Annotated in this window: 17 protein-coding genes; 6 read left to right on the top strand and 11 right to left on the bottom strand. The window is 75.8% G+C overall.

All coding sequences use genetic code 11. The annotated features are described in order from the left end of the window. The first annotated feature begins 198 nt into the window (after positions 1 to 198). Positions 199 to 465: a GlsB/YeaQ/YmgE family stress response membrane protein gene (locus tag BM158_RS02090; RefSeq protein ID WP_207506108.1), complete on the top strand. Its 267-nt coding sequence runs from the start codon at positions 199 to 201 to the stop codon at positions 463 to 465. A 167-nt stretch (positions 466 to 632) separates the two neighbouring features. Then, the gene (locus tag BM158_RS02085) at positions 633 to 1,310 is read left to right on the top strand and encodes a DUF4232 domain-containing protein (protein WP_165628808.1); all 678 of its coding nucleotides are present in this window, start codon (positions 633 to 635) and stop codon (positions 1,308 to 1,310) included. 22 nt (positions 1,311 to 1,332) lie between these two features. On the opposite strand, the gene BM158_RS02080 is transcribed toward BM158_RS02085, so the two are convergent. Next, on the bottom strand, positions 1,333 to 2,241 hold the full coding sequence (locus tag BM158_RS02080; RefSeq protein ID WP_091554168.1) for a sensor histidine kinase: 909 nt from the start codon (positions 2,239 to 2,241) through the stop codon (positions 1,333 to 1,335). Next, the gene (locus BM158_RS02075; protein ID WP_091554165.1) at positions 2,241 to 2,954 is read right to left on the bottom strand and encodes a response regulator transcription factor; all 714 of its coding nucleotides are present in this window, start codon (positions 2,952 to 2,954) and stop codon (positions 2,241 to 2,243) included. The genes BM158_RS02080 and BM158_RS02075 overlap by 1 nt, the downstream gene beginning before the upstream one ends. A gap of 133 nt (positions 2,955 to 3,087) precedes the next feature. Between BM158_RS02075 and BM158_RS02070 the strand changes: the two genes are divergently transcribed. Then, positions 3,088 to 3,633, top strand: a complete 546-nt coding sequence (locus BM158_RS02070; protein WP_091556168.1) for a hypothetical protein — start codon at positions 3,088 to 3,090, stop codon at positions 3,631 to 3,633. A gap of 30 nt (positions 3,634 to 3,663) precedes the next feature. Here BM158_RS02070 and BM158_RS02065 read toward each other — a convergent pair whose 3' ends face one another. Both BM158_RS02065 and BM158_RS02060 read right to left on the bottom strand, forming a co-directional pair. Continuing rightward, complete coding sequence (locus tag BM158_RS02065) at positions 3,664 to 5,493, bottom strand: AAA family ATPase (RefSeq protein WP_091554161.1); 1,830 nt, start codon at positions 5,491 to 5,493, stop codon at positions 3,664 to 3,666. Positions 5,494 to 5,523: 30 nt separating this feature from the next. After that, entirely contained in the window at positions 5,524 to 6,021 is a 498-nt protein-coding gene (locus BM158_RS02060) for an MOSC domain-containing protein (protein ID WP_242657449.1), read from the bottom strand. A gap of 99 nt (positions 6,022 to 6,120) precedes the next feature. Between BM158_RS02060 and BM158_RS02055 the strand changes: the two genes are divergently transcribed. Beyond that, positions 6,121 to 8,649, top strand: coding sequence for a SpoIIE family protein phosphatase (locus BM158_RS02055; protein ID WP_091554158.1), 2,529 nt, complete (start codon positions 6,121 to 6,123; stop codon positions 8,647 to 8,649). 3 nt (positions 8,650 to 8,652) lie between these two features. On the opposite strand, the gene BM158_RS02050 is transcribed toward BM158_RS02055, so the two are convergent. The 3 genes from BM158_RS02050 to BM158_RS02040 are packed head-to-tail and all read right to left on the bottom strand — an operon-like array spanning position 8,653 to position 11,820. Then, positions 8,653 to 9,774 carry an XdhC family protein gene (locus BM158_RS02050; RefSeq protein WP_091554155.1) on the bottom strand — a complete coding sequence of 374 codons (1,122 nt, stop codon included), beginning with the start codon at positions 9,772 to 9,774 and terminating at the stop codon, positions 8,653 to 8,655. Continuing rightward, positions 9,767 to 10,912: a vWA domain-containing protein gene (locus BM158_RS02045; RefSeq protein WP_091554151.1), complete on the bottom strand. Its 1,146-nt coding sequence runs from the start codon at positions 10,910 to 10,912 to the stop codon at positions 9,767 to 9,769. Before BM158_RS02045 ends, BM158_RS02050 begins: the two co-directional genes overlap by 8 nt. Beyond that, positions 10,909 to 11,820 carry an AAA family ATPase gene (locus BM158_RS02040; RefSeq protein WP_091554149.1) on the bottom strand — a complete coding sequence of 304 codons (912 nt, stop codon included), beginning with the start codon at positions 11,818 to 11,820 and terminating at the stop codon, positions 10,909 to 10,911. Before BM158_RS02040 ends, BM158_RS02045 begins: the two co-directional genes overlap by 4 nt. A gap of 164 nt (positions 11,821 to 11,984) precedes the next feature. On the opposite strand from BM158_RS02040, the gene BM158_RS02035 reads away from it, so the two are divergent. Next, complete coding sequence (locus BM158_RS02035) at positions 11,985 to 13,529, top strand: GAF domain-containing protein (protein WP_229827510.1); 1,545 nt, start codon at positions 11,985 to 11,987, stop codon at positions 13,527 to 13,529. 52 nt (positions 13,530 to 13,581) lie between these two features. Further along, a complete protein-coding gene (locus BM158_RS02030) occupies positions 13,582 to 13,872 on the top strand; it encodes a YciI family protein (RefSeq protein ID WP_091554143.1) in 291 nt (96 codons plus the stop codon). A 3-nt stretch (positions 13,873 to 13,875) separates the two neighbouring features. On the opposite strand, the gene BM158_RS02025 is transcribed toward BM158_RS02030, so the two are convergent. From BM158_RS02025 to BM158_RS02010, 4 genes are read right to left on the bottom strand one after another with little or no spacing between them, the layout of a single operon-like run. Beyond that, a complete protein-coding gene (locus tag BM158_RS02025; protein WP_091554139.1) occupies positions 13,876 to 14,748 on the bottom strand; it encodes an ATP-grasp domain-containing protein in 873 nt (290 codons plus the stop codon). 39 nt (positions 14,749 to 14,787) lie between these two features. Continuing rightward, positions 14,788 to 15,603 (bottom strand): MetQ/NlpA family ABC transporter substrate-binding protein, encoded by an 816-nt coding sequence (locus tag BM158_RS02020; protein ID WP_091554136.1) that lies wholly within the window; start codon positions 15,601 to 15,603, stop codon positions 14,788 to 14,790. A 20-nt stretch (positions 15,604 to 15,623) separates the two neighbouring features. Beyond that, on the bottom strand, positions 15,624 to 16,283 hold the full coding sequence (locus tag BM158_RS02015; protein WP_091554132.1) for a methionine ABC transporter permease: 660 nt from the start codon (positions 16,281 to 16,283) through the stop codon (positions 15,624 to 15,626). Continuing rightward, a complete protein-coding gene (locus BM158_RS02010) occupies positions 16,280 to 17,275 on the bottom strand; it encodes a methionine ABC transporter ATP-binding protein (protein ID WP_091554129.1) in 996 nt (331 codons plus the stop codon). The genes BM158_RS02015 and BM158_RS02010 overlap by 4 nt, the downstream gene beginning before the upstream one ends. Positions 17,276 to 17,364 lie beyond the last annotated feature (89 nt).

Here is a 17,364-nt window from a genome sequence, read left to right as displayed (position 1 = left end):
GGTCCCTCCGTACGGACCCCGGGCGGGTCCTCGCAGAGACGTTCGACAGCAGGAGCGCGTCGCTTGACCGGGCCGTGCACCGGTGACCCGCCCGGGTGAGACGGGCCACGGTGTGTGGACCACGCGCGACCGGGGTAGCAGGCGTGCACCCGCGGCCGTCGAGGAATGGCGGTCGCCACACGTCAGGAGCGCACCACCATGGGCATCATCGGCTTCCTCGTCTTCGGGTTGGTCGTCGGCGCCGTCGCCCGGCTGATCAAGCCCGGCAAGCAGAACCTCTCGATCCTGGCGACCCTCGGCCTCGGCGTCGTCGGCTCGCTGATCGGCGGCGTCGTCGCGTCCGCGCTGGGCACCGGCAGCTTCACCGAGCTCAACGTCCTCGGCGCGATCGTGGCCATCGTCGCCGCGGTGCTGCTGATCGGTGTCGCCGAGTCGGTCACCGGGCGCAGGGCCGTCCGTCGCTGACCCCCTGATCCCGACGGCCCCGGACGCGTGCTGGCGTCCGGGGCCGTCGTGCGTCCGGGGCCGTCGTGCGTCCGGGGCCAGGACGTCACCGATCCGTGACACCGGTCGCCCGGATGGTGACGTCCGCGCAGGTGAGAGCGGTGGTTGCACGGGGCAACATGGTGGTCATGACGAACTCGACGAAGCGGTTGGCCCTGCCCGTTCTCCTCGCCGCCGGGGTCCTCACCAGTGCGTGCTCGTTCAGCGGGGGCACCGAGGACGCCGCGGCCGCCACCGGCAGCGGCACCTCCGCCAGCAGCGCACCGGCCTCCACCCCGGCCGCGACGACCACCGCCGCAGCGCCCACCAGCAGCAGCGCGGCCGCGGTCACCGCCGCCCCGGAGTCCGGCGACCCGCAGCCCACCGCCGCCGGCGACCCCGACCGCTGCCACACCAGCGAGCTGGCCGGCTCGCTGTCCGAGGGCGACGCCGCGGCCGGCAACCGGTACGCCACCCTCACGCTGACCAACACCGGCGGCGAGGTCTGCACCGTCTACGGCTACGGCGGCATCGGCCTGGTCGGCCCGGGCGGCAGCGTCGTCCCCAGCACGCAGGAGCGGGTGCCCGCGCAGGACGGCTCGGGCGGCCGGCGCACCACCCTGCAGCCCGGCGACTCCGTCTCGGCCCAGCTGCACTGGACCGTCGTCGCCACCGGCCCCGAGCCCACCACCGGCCAGTGCGAGCCCACCCCGTCGGAGCTGACCGTCATCCCGCCGAACGAGACCGACAGCCTCTCCGTGGCCTGGACCTTCGGCCCCGTCTGCAGCATGGGCGAGATCGAGCAGACGCCGTACGCCCCGGCCTGAGGCGGGCCCCCGCGGTGGGTCATCAGCACGGCAACGCCAGCCTGACGAGGGTGCCGCTGCCGACGCGGCTGTCGGCGTGGACGGAGCCGCCGTGGCGCTGGACGACGGCGCGGACCAGCGGCAGGCCCAGGCCGCTGCCGGGGACGGCGCGGGCCGACGGCGAGCGGTACATCTCCTCCCACACCTGCGGCAGCTCGTCGGGCGGGATGCCCTGGCCGGTGTCGGCGACCTCGACCAGCACCTCGCCGGCGGCCTCCCGGGCGCGGACTTCGACGCGGCCGCCGGGCGGGGTGTACTTCAGCGCGTTGTCCAGCAGGTTCGCCACCGCCAGCGACAGCAGGTCGGCGTCCCCGGGGACCGGTGGCAGCGGCCACGGCGCGCGGGGCAGGTCGACCGAGATCTGCCGCTCCGCGGCGCCGGGCAGGTCGCGCGCGACGTCGACCATCTCCTCGATCAGGTCGGTGAGGTCGACCGGACGGCGCTCGACCCGGGCGCTCTCGATGTCGGCGATCTTGCGCAGGTCGGTGGTGAGCCGGCTCAGCCGCAGCACCTGCTCCTCGATCGTCCCGACGGCGGCGTGCTGCGCCGGGTCGGCGACCGCGGCCAGGTTGGCGGTGGCCGCGCGCATGGCGGTGAGCGGGTTCTTCAGCTCGTGGTCCAGCCGCGACAGCAGCAGCCGCCGGTCCTGGCCGGCCTCGGCGACCCGCTCGGCCAGGCGCCGCCGCCAGGTCCGGTCGCGCAGCGCGGCGGTGCCCAGCGCGACCACGGCCAGCAGGGACAGCGCGGCGCCGGCGGCCAGCGCCCAGTCGCCGGGCAGCGCGCTCAGGAACAACCGCTGCCCGGGCAGGTGCCCGGCCCGGCCCAGGACGGCGAGCACCGTCCCCGCGGCCAGCGGCAGCAGTGCGGCGACCGGGAGGAGCGCGCGGCGCATCAGACGGCCTCGACGGGGCCGGCGAACCGGTAGCCCTCGCCGGGCACGGTGACCACCAGCTGCGGGTCGCCGGAGTCGGCCTCCACGGCGCGGCGCAGCTCGGCGACCCGGGTGTCGACGGTGCGGGTGCTGGTGTGGAACGACCAGCCCCACACCTCCTCCAGCAGCCGCTCCCGCGACACGGTCTCCCCGGCGTGGGTCATCAGGTAGGCCAGCAGCGTGGTGGCCCGCGGGGTGAGCACCACCTCGGCGCCGTCCCGGAGCACCCGCTGGGAGGTGCGGTCGAGCACCAGCGACCCGCTGCGCAGCCGGTGCGCGGCGCTCAGCGAGGGCCCGGCGGCGGGGGTGCCGCGGCGCAGCACGGCCCGGATGCGGGCGACCAGCTCGTGCGGGTCGAAGGGCTTGTTGAGGTAGTCGTCGGCGCCCTCCTCGAGCGCCATCGCCCGTTCGACGGACTCCCCGACCTGGGTGAGCAGGATGATCGGCACGGTGCTGCCGCCCTGCCGCAGCTCGCGGAGCACCGAGCGGCCGTCGCGGCCGGGCATGAGGACGTCGAGCACCACCAGGTCGGGCCGGCCGGCGGCGACCCGGGCGAGCGCGGCGTCGCCGTCCCCGGCCACCACGACCTCGAAGCCCGAGCGCTGCAGGAACGACGCCAGGTTGTCGGTGATCGCGGTCTCGTCGTCGACCAGCAGGACGGAGGGCACGGTCACCGATTCTCACCCCGCCGCGGGCGCCCCGCCCGGGTCGGTACCGGCTCGTACCGGATCGGGGCGTGAGCCCCCAGGCGGCCCGGGTAGCCCGGTGGTGCGCACGCTGCGCACCCCGACACCCCTGGGAGCCCTCATGGCCCGCAACACGCTGTCCCGCTCGCTGCACGACGTCGGCCTCGCCGCCTGGTTCGGCGGCACCCTCGCCAACGCCGTCGCGCTCAACCCCGCCGCGGCCAGGGCCGGCGGTGACCAGGCCACCGGCGACGTCGCCAACACCGGGTGGGACCGGTGGACGCCGGTCAACGCCGTCGCGATCGGTGCCCACCTCATCGGCAGCCTGGGCCAGCTGCGCGCCCACGCCGACCGGGTCGCCGGTCAGCAGGGTGTCGCCACGATGTCCACGGCCAAGACGCTGCTGACCGTCGCCGCCCTCGGCGTCACCGGGTACAGCCGGGTCCTCGGCCAGCGCGTGTCCGCGGCCGGTGCACCCGGTCGCTCGGGCACCAAGCCCAGCAAGAGGACCAGGGCCGACGCGGCCGCCGCGCAGGAGCAGCTGGACAAGCTGCAGTGGGTGGTCCCGGCGCTGACCGGCGCGCTGGTCGCGGTGAGCAGCTACGCCGGGGAGCAGCAGCGCCCGTCCGAGGTGCTGCCCGGCACGGCCGCCACCTCCCGCTCCTGACCCCTCCGGTTCCGGCGGCCGGTCGGCCCGTCACCCCAGGAGGCGGGTGAGGGCCGGCCCGGTCTCGGTGACGGTGCGCACCATCTCGGCCCGTCCGGCACCGCGGGCGGCCAGCGCGCGGGAGGCGGCCTCGGCGGGCTCGGTGGGCAGCGGGCACAGCACGTGCAGCCGGTCGATGCCGGCCAGCGCGGCCTCCGGCGGGTCCCCGGCGGTGTGCAGGCAGTCCGACAGCAGCACGACGACCCGCTCGTCGACGACGGCCGGGGCCAGCTGCCGGGACGCCGCGCGCAGGGCAGCGGCGAGGTCGGTCATGCCGTGGCCGCGCAGCGCGACCAGCCGGCCGACCAGCTCCTCGGGCGGCACCGGCCGGCCCAGCGGCTGCAGCTCGGTGACCTCGCCGGCGAAGCTGACCACGCTGGTGGTGAGCTTCTCGTCGGCGGCCAGCACCACCCCGGCGGCGGCGACCGCGGCGATCGCCACGCCCAGCCCCTGCATCGAGCCCGAGGCGTCGACCACGAGGCAGGCGGCGCGGCGGTGGCCGGTCCACGTGCGGGTGACCAGGTCCTCGGCGGCCGGCGGCCACTCCCCGGTCCAGCGGTCCAGGGTGAGGTCGAGGTCCAGGTCGCCGTCGGCGCGCCGGTTGGCGACCAGCCGGCGGGTGCCGCGCGAGCGGGCGGAACCCACCCGGGCGACCTGCACGAACACCCGGCGGGCCAGCCGGTGGGCCGCGGCGCGCAGCTCCCGGTCGGTGGCCCGGCCGAGGTCGGCCAGCATCGCCGCGGCGGCGTCGGGGTCGGTGGCCAGCAGGTCGGAGAAGGCGCCCTCGTCCAGCTCGCCGGCCTCGGGGCTGACCTGGGTGAACTGCTCGTGCTGCTGGGCGAGCTCGGCGCGCGGGGTGGACCGGGAGCGCTGGGGGTCCTTGCGGTCGCGCCGGGCCGGGCCGGGTCGGTCGGGGCCCGCAGGCTGCTGCGCCTGCGGGCCCTCAGCTTTTCCCGGCTGCTCCTCCGGCTCGTCGGCTGGCTCGGGCGGCGGGGCGTCGGCGGGCCAGACGTCGTCCAGGATCTGGTCCAGCACGGCCTCGGGGGTGCGGTCGACGCCGTCCACGACCTTGACCCGGCCCGACAGCGCGGCGTGCGCGGCGTCGCGGACGGTCTCCCGGCCCTCGGCCAGCTGCTCCCCGCGCATCCGCAGCAGGCCCGACAGCAGCAGCACCAGGTCGTTGGCCCCCCGGACCGAGGAGCCGGTGCGCAGGTCGCGGTGCTCGCGGGTGGCCCGGACCAGCCGGACGGCCAGCGTCACCAGCTCGGGGTCGGCCGCGGTCACCTGGGTGACGATGGCGCGCTCGGCGTCCGCGTCCTGGTAGCCGAGCACGACCCGGCACATCCGGTCGGCGATGGCCTGCCCGACCCGGGCGGTGCCGATGGCGTCGAAGGGGTTCATCGCGGCGATCAGCCGGAACCCGGCGGCCGCGCGCACCCGGCCCAGGCGGGGGACGGCGATCTCGCCCTCGGTGAGCACCGTGATGAGGACGTTGAGCGTCTCCTCGGGGATGCGGTTGAGCTCCTCGAGGTAGAGCAGCCCCGACCCCCGCATGGCGGTGAGCAGCGGGCCGTCGGTGAAGCTGCCCGGCACGTAGCCCTCGGCCATCACCGCCGCGGGGTCGTACTGGCCGACCAGCCGGGCGGGGGTCAGCTCGGCGTTGCCCTCGACGAAGACCACCTCGGTGCCCACCTCGGCGGCGATCGAGCGCAGCAGCGTCGACTTGCCGGTGCCCGGCGGGCCCTCCAGCACCACGTGCCGGTCGGTCTGCAGGGCCACGGTGAGGACCTCGCGCTCGCGGCGCAGCCCGATGACGTCCATGGCCGGATCCTGCCTGCCCGGTGACGCCGGTCACCCGGCGGGGTCGACCTCCAGCGTGGTCGGGCCCAGCCGGAGGACGCCGTCGGTCAGCGGCCGGCAGCGCACGCCACCACGCCCCCGCAGCCCGCGGTGCGCACCCGGGGCGAGGACGACGTCCATCCAGCGGCACGGGTTCGCGGCCCGGCCGCCGAGCAGGGTGACCCCGCCGAGGGTGAAGGTGCGCCCGCGCAGGGCGTCGACGTCGGCGCCGCGCAGCACCACGTTGCGACGCGCCAGCAGCGGGTCGAAGGCAGGGGCGCCGAGCTCGGCGGCCAGGGCCTCCAGCGACTCCACCGCCAGCACGGTGACCGAGGCGTCGCGGTGCGCCGGCTTCCCGGCGTAGCGGTCGCCGACGACCCCGAACCCGGCCCGCACGACGAGCTCGTCGCGCCGGTCACCGGCCTGCTCGGGCACCTCGGTGCCGGGCCGGCCGGCGTAGCGGTGCCCCGGCGACGCCATGAGCGACACGACCTCCACCTGCACGTCCACAGTCCACCAGACAGCCCGGGCGAGCCGCAGGCCGTACGCTCGGCCCACCCCTGACACGCGTCCGACGTCGGGATTCGCGACCGACCGGGACGGAGGAGCATGACTGCCCTTCCTCCGTCGACCCCGCTGCCGGCCGCGTCCGACCCCGCCTTCGAGCGCTTCGTCCGGCTGGTGCGCACCGGCCTCGGCGTCCCCGTGGCCCTGGTGTCCCTGGTGTCGCAGGAGGAGCAGGTCTTCCCCGGTGCGGCCGGCCTGCCCGAGCCGTACCAGACCCGGCGCAGCACGCCGCTGAGCCACTCGTTCTGCCAGTACGTGGTCGTCTCCGGGGAACCGCTGGTGATCGCGGACGCCCGCGAGCACCCGCTCGTGCGCGACAACCTGGCCATCCCCGACCTGGGCGTGGTCGCCTACGCCGGCATGCCGCTGCGGGTCGAGGACACCGTCGTCGGGTCGCTGTGCGCCATCGACACCGAGCCGCGCACCTGGGCCGAGCGCGACCTGGCCGTGCTGCGCGACCTGGCCGAGGCGTGCAGCTCCGAGCTGACGCTGCGCCGCACCCAGGGGCGCAACGTGGAGATGGCCGCCCGCCACGAGAGCGACCGGGCGCGCTGGGCGCTGGCCATGGACGCCGGGCAGATCGGCAGCTTCGACTGGGCGCTCGCCGACGACGTGCTGACCTGGGACGACCGGCTGCTGGAGATCTTCGGCATGACCGAGGAGACCTTCGGCGGCACCATCTCCGCGTTCGACGACGCCGTGCACCCGGCCGACTCCGAGCGGGTCGCGCACGCCATCCAGCGGGCCCTGGACACCCTCGGCATCTACGAGGCCGAGTACCGGATCCTGCTGCCCGACGGCCGCACCCGGTGGGTGCAGGCCCGGGGCCACGCGCTCGCCGGGCCCGACGGCACGGCCGAGCGGCTGATCGGCGTCGCCTACGACACCACCGCGGTGCACGACGGCGAGGCCCGCACCTCGCGCGTGCTGGAGGCGATGCCGACCGGCTACCTGTCGGTCGACCACGACTGGCGGTTCACCGTGCTCAACAGCGCCGCCGAGCGGCTGCTCGGGCAGACCCGCGACGAGCTGCTGGGCCGCAGCCTCCTCGAGGCCTTCCCGGCCCACGCGGGCAGCGACTTCGAGCGGGCCTACCGCGCGGCGGTCGACACCGGGCAGCCGCAGGAGGTCGAGGCGTACTACCCGGCCCCGCTGGAGGCCTGGTACCAGGTGCTGTGCTGGCCCTCGCCCGACGGGCTGAGCCTGTTCTTCACCGACGTCACCGAGCGGACGCAGACGACCCGGCGGGCCGAGGCGTCCAGCGCCCGGCTGTCGATGCTGGCCGCCGTCGCCCGCTCGCTGGTCGACTCCACCGACGTCCCCGACTCCGTCGCCGACCTGCCCCGGCTGGTGGTGCCGGTGCTGGCCGACGGCTGCGTGGTCACCCTGCTGGCCGAGGACGGCCGCCCGCACGACGTCGGTTCCTGGCACGTCGACCCGGCGCAGCGGTCGCTGCTCCAGCGCTACACGCGCACCCGGATCGCGGCGCAGTCGATGACCTCCCCGCTGGCCCGGGCGCTGACCGGCGGCGACGTGCAGCGCACCACCGCGGCCGAGGTGCGCGCCTCCCTCGTGGAGGGCGAGGCCCGCGACCTGCACGACCAGCTCGACGCCGTCGACGTGCTGGTGCTGCCGGTGCACGGCCGCGACAGGGTGCGCGGCGCGATCACCCTCTACGCCGGCCCCGGCCGCGTCCACGACCCCGAGGACGAGGCCACCGCCCGGGAGATCGCCGACCGCGTCGGGCTGGCGCTGGACAACGCCGCGCTGCTGCTGAGCCAGTCGCAGGTGGCCGAGGGTCTGCAGCGCAGCCTGCTCACCGAGCCGCCGGCGCCCGAGGACACCGAGATCGTCGTCCGCTACGTGCCGGCCACCCAGTCGGCCAAGGTGGGCGGCGACTGGTACGACGCCTTCCTGCAGCCCGGCGGCACCACGATGCTGGTCATCGGCGACGTGGTCGGCCACGACATCGAGGCCGCCGCCGCGATGGGCCAGCTGCGCGGGCTGCTGCGCGGCATCGCCGCCTACAGCGACGCCGGCCCGGCCGAGGTGCTGCGCGGGCTGGACTGCGCGATGGACGTGCTGGCGGTGTCCACGCTGGCCAGCGCCGCGGTGGCCCGGTTCGAGCAGACCCCCGAGGAGCGGGCGGCGGGCACCACGCGGATGGTGTGGTCCAACGCCGGCCACCTGCCCCCGGTCGTGGTGCACCCCGACGGCGCGATCGCGGTGCTCACCGACCGCCGCGCCAACCTGCTGCTGGGCGTCGACCCCGACACCGAGCGCACCGAGCGGGAGGTCCTGCTGGCCCGCGGGTCGACGATCCTGCTGTTCACCGACGGCCTGGTCGAGCGCCGCGCCAGCAACCTCGACGACGACATCGCCCGGCTGCAGGACGCCGTCGCCGACCTGGCCGGCGTGGGCCTGGACGCGCTGTGCGACGGGCTGGTCGGCCGGCTGGTCGACGGCAGCAACGACGACGACATCGCCCTGGTCGCCGTCCGGCTGCACCCGCAGGCCGCGCCGGCGACCACCGCTCCCCACCGGGTGCTGCCCGGGGTCGTCACCCCGTAGCGGTCACCGCTCCGCGGTGGCGTGGATGGGGCCGCTGGCGCCGGTCAGCCGTTCCCCGGTGCCGCCCCAGCGGCCGGCGATGATCTCCGCGGCGATGCTGATCGCGGTCTCCTCGGGGGTGCGGGCGCCCAGGTTCAGGCCGATCGGGCTGGACAGCTTCGCCAGCTGCGCGTCGGTCAGGCCGGCCTCGCGCAGCCGGTCCAGCCGCTCGTCGTGCGTGCGCCGCGACCCCATCGCGCCGACGTAGGCGACGTCGAGGTCGAGGGCCACCTCGAGCAGCGGGACGTCGAACTTCGGGTCGTGGGTGAGCACGCACAGCACCGTGCGCTCGTCGATGCGCCCGGCGTCGACCTCGGTCCGCAGGTAGCTGTGCGGCCACTCCACGACGACCTCGTGCGCGTCGGGGAACCGGCGCTTGGTGGCGAACACCGGGCGGGCATCGCAGACGGTCACCCGGTAGCCCAGGAAGGCCCCGACCCGGGCGACGGCGGCGGCGAAGTCGATGGCGCCGAAGACGACCATGCGGGCCGGCGGGGCGAAGGAGGAGACGAACAGGGTCAGCTCGTCCCCGCGCCGCTCGCCGTCGTGGCCGTAGGTCATCGTGGCCGTGCGGCCGGCGGCGAGCATGCCGCGGGCGTCGGCGGTGACGGCGTCGTCGAGCCGCTGCGAGCCCAGGGTGCCCGAGGTGCGGTCGTTCCAGATGACCAGCCGGTGGCCCAGCCGGTCCTGCGCCCCCTTGACCACGGTGACCGTGCAGACCGGCTCGTGCGCGGCGACCGAGTCGGCGATGTCGCCCAGCTCGGGGAAGCTCTCCCGGTCGACCTTCTCCACGTAGACGTCGAGGATGCCGCCGCAGGTCAGGCCCACGGCGAAGGCGTCGTCGTCGCTGACGCCGTAGCGCTCCAGGGTCGGGGTGCCCGAGGCGACGACGTCCTTGGCCTCCTCGTAGACCGCGCCCTCGACGCAGCCGCCGGACACGCTGCCCACCGCGGTGCCGTCGGGGCCGACCAGCATCGACGCCCCGGCCGGCCGCGGCGCCGAGCGCCAGGTGGCGACGACGGTGCCCATGCCGACGGTCTCCCCCGCCCGCCACCACCCGACGAGGTCCTCCAGGACGTCACGCATTCTCGATCACTCCAGCCAGTTCCTCGAAGGCCGCGAGGCTGTGCCCGGCGACGAAGTGGTCAACCGCGGGCAGGGCCGCCTGCATCCCGCCGGTCAGCGGCTCGTACCCGGCGCGGCCCTTGTGCGGGTTCACCCACACCACGCTGTGCGCCAGCCGCTGCAGCCGGACCATCTGCTCGGCCAGCAGCTCGGTGCCCCCGCGCTCCCAGCCGTCGCTGCACAGCACGACGACGGCGCCGCGGGCGGTGCCGCGCTGGCCCCACCGGTCCAGGAAGGCCTTGAGCACCTCGCCGATGCGGGTGCCGCCCGACCAGTCGGGGATGGCGTGGCCGCTGGCGGCCAGCGCCTTGTCCGGGTCGCGCAGCCGCATCTCGCGGGTGACCCGGGTCAGCCGGGTGCCGATGGTGAGCACCTCGGTCGAGGACGGCCGGGCCCGGACGGCGGCGTGCGCGAAGCGCAGCAGCGCGTCGGCGTAGGGGCTCATCGACCCCGAGACGTCGACCAGCAGCACCACCCGGCGGGGCCGCGGTCGGGGCCGCCGACGGCGCAGCGAGGTGATCTCGCCGCCGTCGCGCAGCGCGTGCCGGATGGTGCGGGCCATGTCAACCCCGCCGTGGTGGTCGGGCCGGCGGCGGCGCGAGGGCCGCATCGGCGCGGCCGGCACCAGCAGCGCGAACAGCCGGCGCAGCTGGTCGCGCTCGGCGACGGTCAGGTCGGCGACGTCGCGGCTGCGCAGCACCTCGGCCTCGCTGGCCGCGGCCTTGAGGTCGGGCGCCTCCTCCTCGGCGTCGGTGCCGCCGCCGTCGGTCGCGCCCAGCGGCGCGGACTCGGCCAGCCGCTGCTCCTGCGTCGAGCTGGTCCGGCTGGCCCGCGGCGCCTCGCCGGCGAAGTAGGCGTTGAACGCGGCCTCGTAGCGGTCCAGGTCGTCGGGGCTGCCGCACAGGGTCAGCCGGCCGGCCCAGTACACGTCGCCGGGGTCGAGCACGTCCAGGTGCCCGACGGCGGCCAGCATCGCCTCGACCCGGTCGGGCGAGGCCGCGACGCCGGCGTGCCGGAGGGTGCGGGCGAAGCCGAGCACCACCTCGACCACGTCGCGCTGCCGCCGCTCGGCGGCGGCGGAGAAGGCCAGGGACGTCATCCGAAGAGCGCGCCCCGGGTGAGCGCGTGCACCCGGTCGGTGTCCTCGCGGTACTTCAGCACCGCGCCCAGCGTGCGGGCGGCGGTGTCGGGGTCCAGCTCCCGGGCGCCGAGGGTGTGCAGCGCGGTGGCCCAGTCCATCGCCTCGGCGATGCCCGGGGGCTTGAGCAGGTCCAGGCTGCGCAGCTTCGCCGTCGCCCGGGCCACCTGGCGGGCCAGGTCCTCGGTGACCTGCGGCAGCCGGCGGCGCAGGATCGCCACCTCGCGCTCGAAGTCGGGGTGCTCCAGCCAGTGGTAGAGGCAGCGGCGCTTGAGCGCGTCGTGCACCTCGCGGGTGCGGTTGGAGGTCAGCACCACCAACGGCGGGACCTCGGCGCGCACGGTGCCGAGCTCGGGGATGGAGATCGTGTAGTCGCTGAGCAGCTCGAGCAGGAAGGCCTCGAACTCGTCGTCGGCGCGGTCGACCTCGTCGACCAGCAGCACGCTCGGGGAGTCCTCCAGGGCCTGCAGCAGCGGGCGGGCCAGCAGGAACCGGCGGTCGTAGAGACCGGCCTCCAGCGTGGCGGTGTCCGCACCCTCGCCGGCGGCCTCGGCGGCGCGCAGGTGCAGCAGCTGCCGGCCGAAGTCCCAGTCGTAGAGCGCCTGGCTGGCCTCCAGGCCCTCGTAGCACTGAAGGCGGTGCACCGGCCGGCCGGTGACCTCGGCCAGCGCGTGGGCCAGCGCGGTCTTGCCGACGCCGGCCTCGCCCTCCAGGAACAGCGGCCGGTGCATGGCCAGCGCCAGGAACGCGGCCGTCGCCAGGCCCTCGTCGGGCAGGTAGCCGGTGGCCTCCAGCGCCGCGGCCAGCTCCTGCGGGTCGGCCGGGGAGGCGGCGTCCGGGCGGGAGGGGACGGCTGTGGGCTGGCTCACCGGCCCACTTTCCCACGCACCGTGCGCGGCCGCGTTGCAGACCGTTGCAGTCCGCCGTTCCGCCCTTTCTCGTTCCATGGTCGTCCCGGCTGGAGGGCGCGGGGTGGATGGCCGACAACCCGGTCGTGCGGCAGCCGTCCCGCGCCCCGGCCCCGAGGAGCACCGTGTTCGCCAGCCGCACCGCCCGCACCACCGACCCCGAGCCGGTCGACGCCGCCTCGGACGTCGACGCCGTCACCGCCGTGGTCACCGCGCTGGCCGCGGCGACCGACCTGCAGGGCGCCGTGGTCGCCGCGATGACCGCGGTGCGGGAGGCCTTCGGCTACGCCTACGCCTCGCACTGGGTGGTCGACCCCGCCGACGGGGCGCTGCACTTCTCCTCCGAGTCGGGCTCGGTGAGCCCGGAGTTCGCCGCGGTCACCGCCCGGGCGACCTTCCCGAAGGGCGTCGGGCTGTCCGGCCGCGCCTGGGCCACCGGCGACCTGGTCTTCACCAGCGACCTGGGCAGCGTCACCGACTGCGTGCGCGCCCCGGTGGCGCAGCGGGTCGGCGTCCGGTCCGGGATCTGCTTCCCGCTGGTGAGCGACGGCGTCGTCACCGGGACCATGGACTTCTTCTGCATGAAGGAGCTGACCCCCGACCCGCGCCGGCTGCGCACGCTGCGCTGCGTGGGCACCCTGGTCTCGCAGAGCATCGCCCGCTTCGCCGCCGTCGAGGCCGACCGCAAGACCGCCCAGGACGTCGCCGCGGTCACCGCGGTGCTGCAGCAGCTGACCACCGCGACCGACGCCGACGCCGCGCTGCGGATCGCGCTGGACACCGTCCGCACCGGCTTCGGCTGGGCCTACGGCTCGTTCTGGCGGGTCGACCCGGCCGCCGGGGTGCTGCGCTTCGCGCGGGAGTCCGGCGACGCCGGCCCCGAGTTCCGCGCGGTCACGCTGGCGGCGACCTTCGCCCCCGGCGTCGGGCTGTCCGGGCGCACCTGGCGCAGCCGGGACCTGCTCTTCGTGCCCGACCTCGGCGAGATGACCGACTGCGTGCGCGCCCCGGTCGCCCAGCGGGCCGGGGTGCGGTCGGGCGTCTGCCTGCCCGTCGTCTGCGGCGGCGAGGTCATCGGCACGATGGACTTCTTCGCCACCTGGACGATGGTGCTGTCGCCGGGCCGGGAGGCGGCGCTGCGCAACACCGCCTACCTGCTGGGCCAGGCGCTGGACCGGATCGCGGCCACCGAGCGGTTGGCCGCGGCCGGCAAGGAGCTGGTGGCCAGCATCGAGGAGGTGGAGCGCAACGTGCTGTCGGCGACCACGGTGGCCACCGAGGGCCGCTCGCTGGCCGAGGCGGCCAACCGCGCCGTCGCCCTGCTCGGCGAGTCCAGCCAGCAGGTCGGCCAGGTCGCGCACACCATCGGCGGCATCGCCGCGCAGACCAACCTGCTGGCCCTCAACGCCACCATCGAGGCCGCCCGCGCCGGGGAGGCCGGCCGGGGCTTCGCCGTCGTCGCCGGCGAGGTCAAGGAGCTGGCCCGGGAGACCGCGGCGGCCACCACCGACGTCGGCGACCGGATCGGCGCCATCCAGGAGCAGGTGGACGCCGTCGTCGCCTCCCTGGCCTCCATCGGCGGGGTGATCGAGACGATCAACGAGACCCAGGCGGTCATCGGCGGCGTGCTGACCGAGCAGGTGGCCGTCACCCGGGCGATCGTCGGCTGACCGGGCGCGGCAGGATCGCAGACGCCCGCACCCCTGACCGGCAGGAGCCCCCGTGATCGTCGCCGTGACCTACCGCTACACCGAGGACACCGCCCTCCGGGACGAGGTCCGCCCCGAGCACCGCGCCTACCTGCGCGAGCTCGCCGACGCCGGGTCCCTGCTGCTGTCCGGGCCGTTCGGCGCCGGGGCGCCGGCCGGTGCGCTGCTGGTCTTCCGGGCCGACGACGAGGCCCAGGTGCAGGGCTGGGTGGACGCCGACCCGTTCAGCGTCCGCGGCGTCGTCGCGTCGGCCACCCTGGCCGAGTGGCAGCCGGTGCTCGGCTCGCTCTCCGGGGCGCTGTAGGCCTCACCCCAGCCGGGCGACCACCGCGTCGGCGAACCGGTCGGCGGCGCCGTCGGCCACCGCCAGGTTGAGGCTGGGCTCGGTGAGCTCCAGCTCGATCACCTGCGGCGTGCCGTCGGCGCCGGGCACCAGGTCGACCCGGGCGTAGAGCAGCGGCCCGCCGGACCGGTCGGCCGCCCACGCGACCACCCGGTCACCCAGGGCCCGCTGCTCGTCGGTGGCGGTCCGGGCGGTGATGGTCTCCTCGGCGAACAGGCCCTCGCCCAGCGGACCCGCCGCGAGCAGCGCGCCCTTGCCGAACGCGTGGCTGTACGCCCCGTCGAGGTGGACCAGGCCCGTCTCGCCCTCGCCGTCGAGCCGCTCGAGGTAGGGCTGCACCATCGCCGTCCGGCCGCCGTCGACCAGCGCGCGCACGTGCGCGACCGCGGCGTCCCGGTCGGCCGGGGCGAAGCGGGCCGTGTCGCGGGCACCGGCCGAGACCGCCGGCTTGACCACCACGTCGCCCGGCCAGGCCGCGACGGCGGCCACGGCGTCGTCCCCCGGCCCGACCCAGCCGGTGGGGACGACGGGGACGCCGGCCGCCGCCAGGTCGCGCAGGTAAACCTTGTCGGTGTTCCAGGTCAGCACCGCCGCCGGGTTGAGCAGCGTGGCGACCCGCTCGACCCGCTCGGCCCAGGCCAGGAACTCCGGACGCCGGCGCGCGTAGTCCCACGTCGAGCGGACCAGCACGAGGTCGGCCGCCCAGTCGACGGCGGGGTCGGCCCAGTCGGCGGCACGCGCGGTCACCCCGCGGGCGGCCAGCGCGGCCACCAGCAGCGGTTCGTCGTCGTCCCGGCCGAGTGCCTCGGCGCAGCTGGCGATCAGGAGGTCGGGCATGCCCCGATCCTGTCAGCCGGGGCCGGGCGGGGTGACCGGTCAGAAGGCGGGGAGCACCGCGCCGTCGTACTCGTCCTCGATGTACCGGCGCACCTCGTCGGAGTGCAGCAGCTCCTCCAGGGTGGCGATGCGCTCGTCGCCCTCGTCGCCGGCCCGCACCACGAGCAGGTTGGCGTTGGGGTTGCCCTCGGCGTCCTCCAGCGCGAGGGCGTCCTCGGCCGGGGAGAGGTCGGCGTCGATGGCGTAGTTGCCGTTGATGACGGCGATGTCGACGTCGGCCAGCGAGCGGGGCACCTGGGCCGCCTCGACCTCGGAGATCTCCAGGTCCTTCGGGTTCTCCTCGACGTCCAGCGAGGTCGGCGCGGCGTCACCGGTGTCGGCCAGGGTGATCAGGTCGGCGGACTCGAGCAGCCGCAGCGCGCGGGCGGCGTTGGTCGGGTCGTTCGGGATGGCCACCGTGCCGCCGTCGGGCAGGTCGGCGAGGTCGGTGAGGCTGTCGGAGTAGATGCCCAGCGGCTCGATGTGCACCGGCTCCAGCGCGGTGAAGTCGTAGCCGGCGCTGGCCTCCTGCTCCTCCAGGTAGGGGATCGTCTGGAAGAAGTTGGCGTCGAGCGAACCGTCGTCGAGGGCCACGTTGGGCTGCACGTAGTCGGTGAACTCCACGACGTCGAGGTCCAGCCCGGCGTCCTCGGCGAGGTTCTCGTCGATGAACCGCAGGATCTCGGCGTGCGGCACGGGCGAGGCGCCGACGCGCAGCGGCTCGTCGGCCGCCGACAGCTCGGCGTCCCCGCCACCGCAGGCCGCCAGGACGGCGGTGGCGGTGAGGGCGGACAGGGTGAGGGCGAGGCGTCGCACGGTGGTGGTCTCCAGGGTCGTCAGCGGCGCGCCAGGCGGCGCGCCCAGGTGTCGCCGCCGAACTGCAGCGCCTGGACGACGACGAGCAGCAGGACGACGGTGAGCAGGGTGATGTCGGTGCGGAATTGCTGGTACCCGAACCGGATGGCGAAGTCGCCGAGCCCGCCGCCGCCGATCGCGCCGGCCATGGCGGAGTAGCTGATCAGCGCGACGACGGTGACGGTGACGCCGGCGACCAGCGAGGGCAGCGCCTCGGGCAGCAGCACGGTGCGCACCACCTGCCGGCGCCGGGCGCCCATGGCCAGCGCGGCCTCGACCTTGCCGTGCGACACCTCGCGCAGCGAGGTCTCCACCAGCCGGGCCAGGAACGGGACGGCGCCGATGGTCAGCGGCACGATGGCCGCGGTGGAGCCGATGGTGGTGCCGACCAGACCGCGGGTCACCGGTGCGACCAGGACCAGCAGGATGATGAAGGGCAGCGACCGGCCGAGGTTGACCAGCAGGCCGAGGACCCGGTGGGTCCAGCGGTGCGGGGCCAGCCCGTCGGGGGCGGTGACGATGAGCAGGACGCCGAGCGGGATGCCCGCCAGCACGGTGAGCGCGGCCGAGACCGCGACCATGTAGAGGGTCTCGCCGGTGGCGTCGGCCAGCTGCGGGGCGATCCGGGACCAGTCGCTCATGCCGCCACCCGCTCGACCTTCGAGCCCTCGGCGCGCAGCCGGGTCAGCGCGGTGTCCAGGCCGGACAGGTCGCCGTCGGTGATCCGCAGCAGCAGCCGGCCGTGCCGGCCGCCGGCCACGGTCTCCACCGAGCCGCCGGCCACCTCGACCGCGAGGCCGAGCCGGCCGACCAGCACCCGCAGCACGTCGGCCTCCGGCGCGGTCTCGGTGACGGTGACCCGCAGCAGGGTGCCGGCGACGCGGTCGTCGGCCACCGGGGCCGGCAGCAGCGCCGCGGCGAGCGGGGAGTCGTCCCGGGTGAGGACGTCGTCCAGCCGGCCGCCGTCGACGACCCGGCCGGCCTCCAGCAGGACGGCGGAGTCGCAGACCGCCTTCACCACGGCCATCTCGTGGGTGATCAGCAGCACGGTGAGGCCGAGCTCGTCGCGCACCCGGCGCAGCAGCTCGAGCACGCCGGTGGTGCTGGCCTGGTCGAGCGCGGAGGTGGCCTCGTCGCACAGCAGCACCTGCGGCCGGGCGGCCAGTGCGCGGGCGATCGCCACGCGCTGCTTCTGCCCACCGGACAGCTGCCGCGGCCGGGCACCGGCGCGCTCGGCCAGCCCGACCAGGTCCAGCAGGTCGGCCGACCGGCGGCGGCGCTCGGCCCGGCCGACGCCGGCCAGCTCCAGCGGGTGCTCGACGTTCTCGGCCGCGGTGCGGGAGTCCATCAGCTCGAAGTGCTGGAAGACCATCCCGATGGAGCTGCGCGCCTGCCGGACCTGGTCGGCCGGCAGGTCGGTGAGCACCCGGCCGTCGACGGCCACCGACCCGGACGTGGGCCGCTCCAGCAGGTTGACCAGCCGGATGAGGGTGCTCTTGCCCGAGCCCGAGGGGCCCACGACGCCGGCGAAGTCACCGGCCGGGACGGCGAGGTCGACGCCGTCCAGGGCGACGACGTCGGCACCGCCGCGGCGGCCCGGGAAGACCTTGCGGACGTGGTTCAGCTCGATCACGGGGTTCCTCGGGGCAGGCGACGGGTGCGAGGGGGTTCCTCGGCAGGACGGCGTCGTCAGCGACAGAGGGAACTGGCGGTGCCGGCGTG

This window comes from Klenkia taihuensis (assembly GCF_900112525.1).
GTDB lineage: Bacteria > Actinomycetota > Actinomycetes > Mycobacteriales > Geodermatophilaceae > Klenkia > Klenkia taihuensis.
The sequence above is the reverse complement of the archived record's forward strand: the minus strand, read 5'-3'. Positions and strand labels throughout refer to the sequence as shown.

What these genes read in the sequence shown, in the direction of transcription:
- BM158_RS02045 (WP_091554151.1), bottom strand. Translation starts at nt 10,912, where the DNA reads ATGACGTCCCTGGCCTTCTCCGCCGCCGCCGAGCGGCGGCAGCGCGAC.
- BM158_RS02055 (WP_091554158.1), top strand. Translation starts at nt 6,121, where the DNA reads ATGACTGCCCTTCCTCCGTCGACCCCGCTGCCGGCCGCGTCCGACCCC.
- BM158_RS02015 (WP_091554132.1), bottom strand. Translation starts at nt 16,283, where the DNA reads ATGAGCGACTGGTCCCGGATCGCCCCGCAGCTGGCCGACGCCACCGGC.
- BM158_RS02050 (WP_091554155.1), bottom strand. Translation starts at nt 9,774, where the DNA reads ATGCGTGACGTCCTGGAGGACCTCGTCGGGTGGTGGCGGGCGGGGGAG.
- BM158_RS02070 (WP_091556168.1), top strand. Translation starts at nt 3,088, where the DNA reads ATGGCCCGCAACACGCTGTCCCGCTCGCTGCACGACGTCGGCCTCGCC.
- BM158_RS02085 (WP_165628808.1), top strand. Translation starts at nt 633, where the DNA reads ATGACGAACTCGACGAAGCGGTTGGCCCTGCCCGTTCTCCTCGCCGCC.
- BM158_RS02065 (WP_091554161.1), bottom strand. Translation starts at nt 5,493, where the DNA reads ATGGACGTCATCGGGCTGCGCCGCGAGCGCGAGGTCCTCACCGTGGCC.
- BM158_RS02080 (WP_091554168.1), bottom strand. Translation starts at nt 2,241, where the DNA reads ATGCGCCGCGCGCTCCTCCCGGTCGCCGCACTGCTGCCGCTGGCCGCG.
- BM158_RS02025 (WP_091554139.1), bottom strand. Translation starts at nt 14,748, where the DNA reads ATGCCCGACCTCCTGATCGCCAGCTGCGCCGAGGCACTCGGCCGGGAC.
- BM158_RS02090 (WP_207506108.1), top strand. Translation starts at nt 199, where the DNA reads ATGGGCATCATCGGCTTCCTCGTCTTCGGGTTGGTCGTCGGCGCCGTC.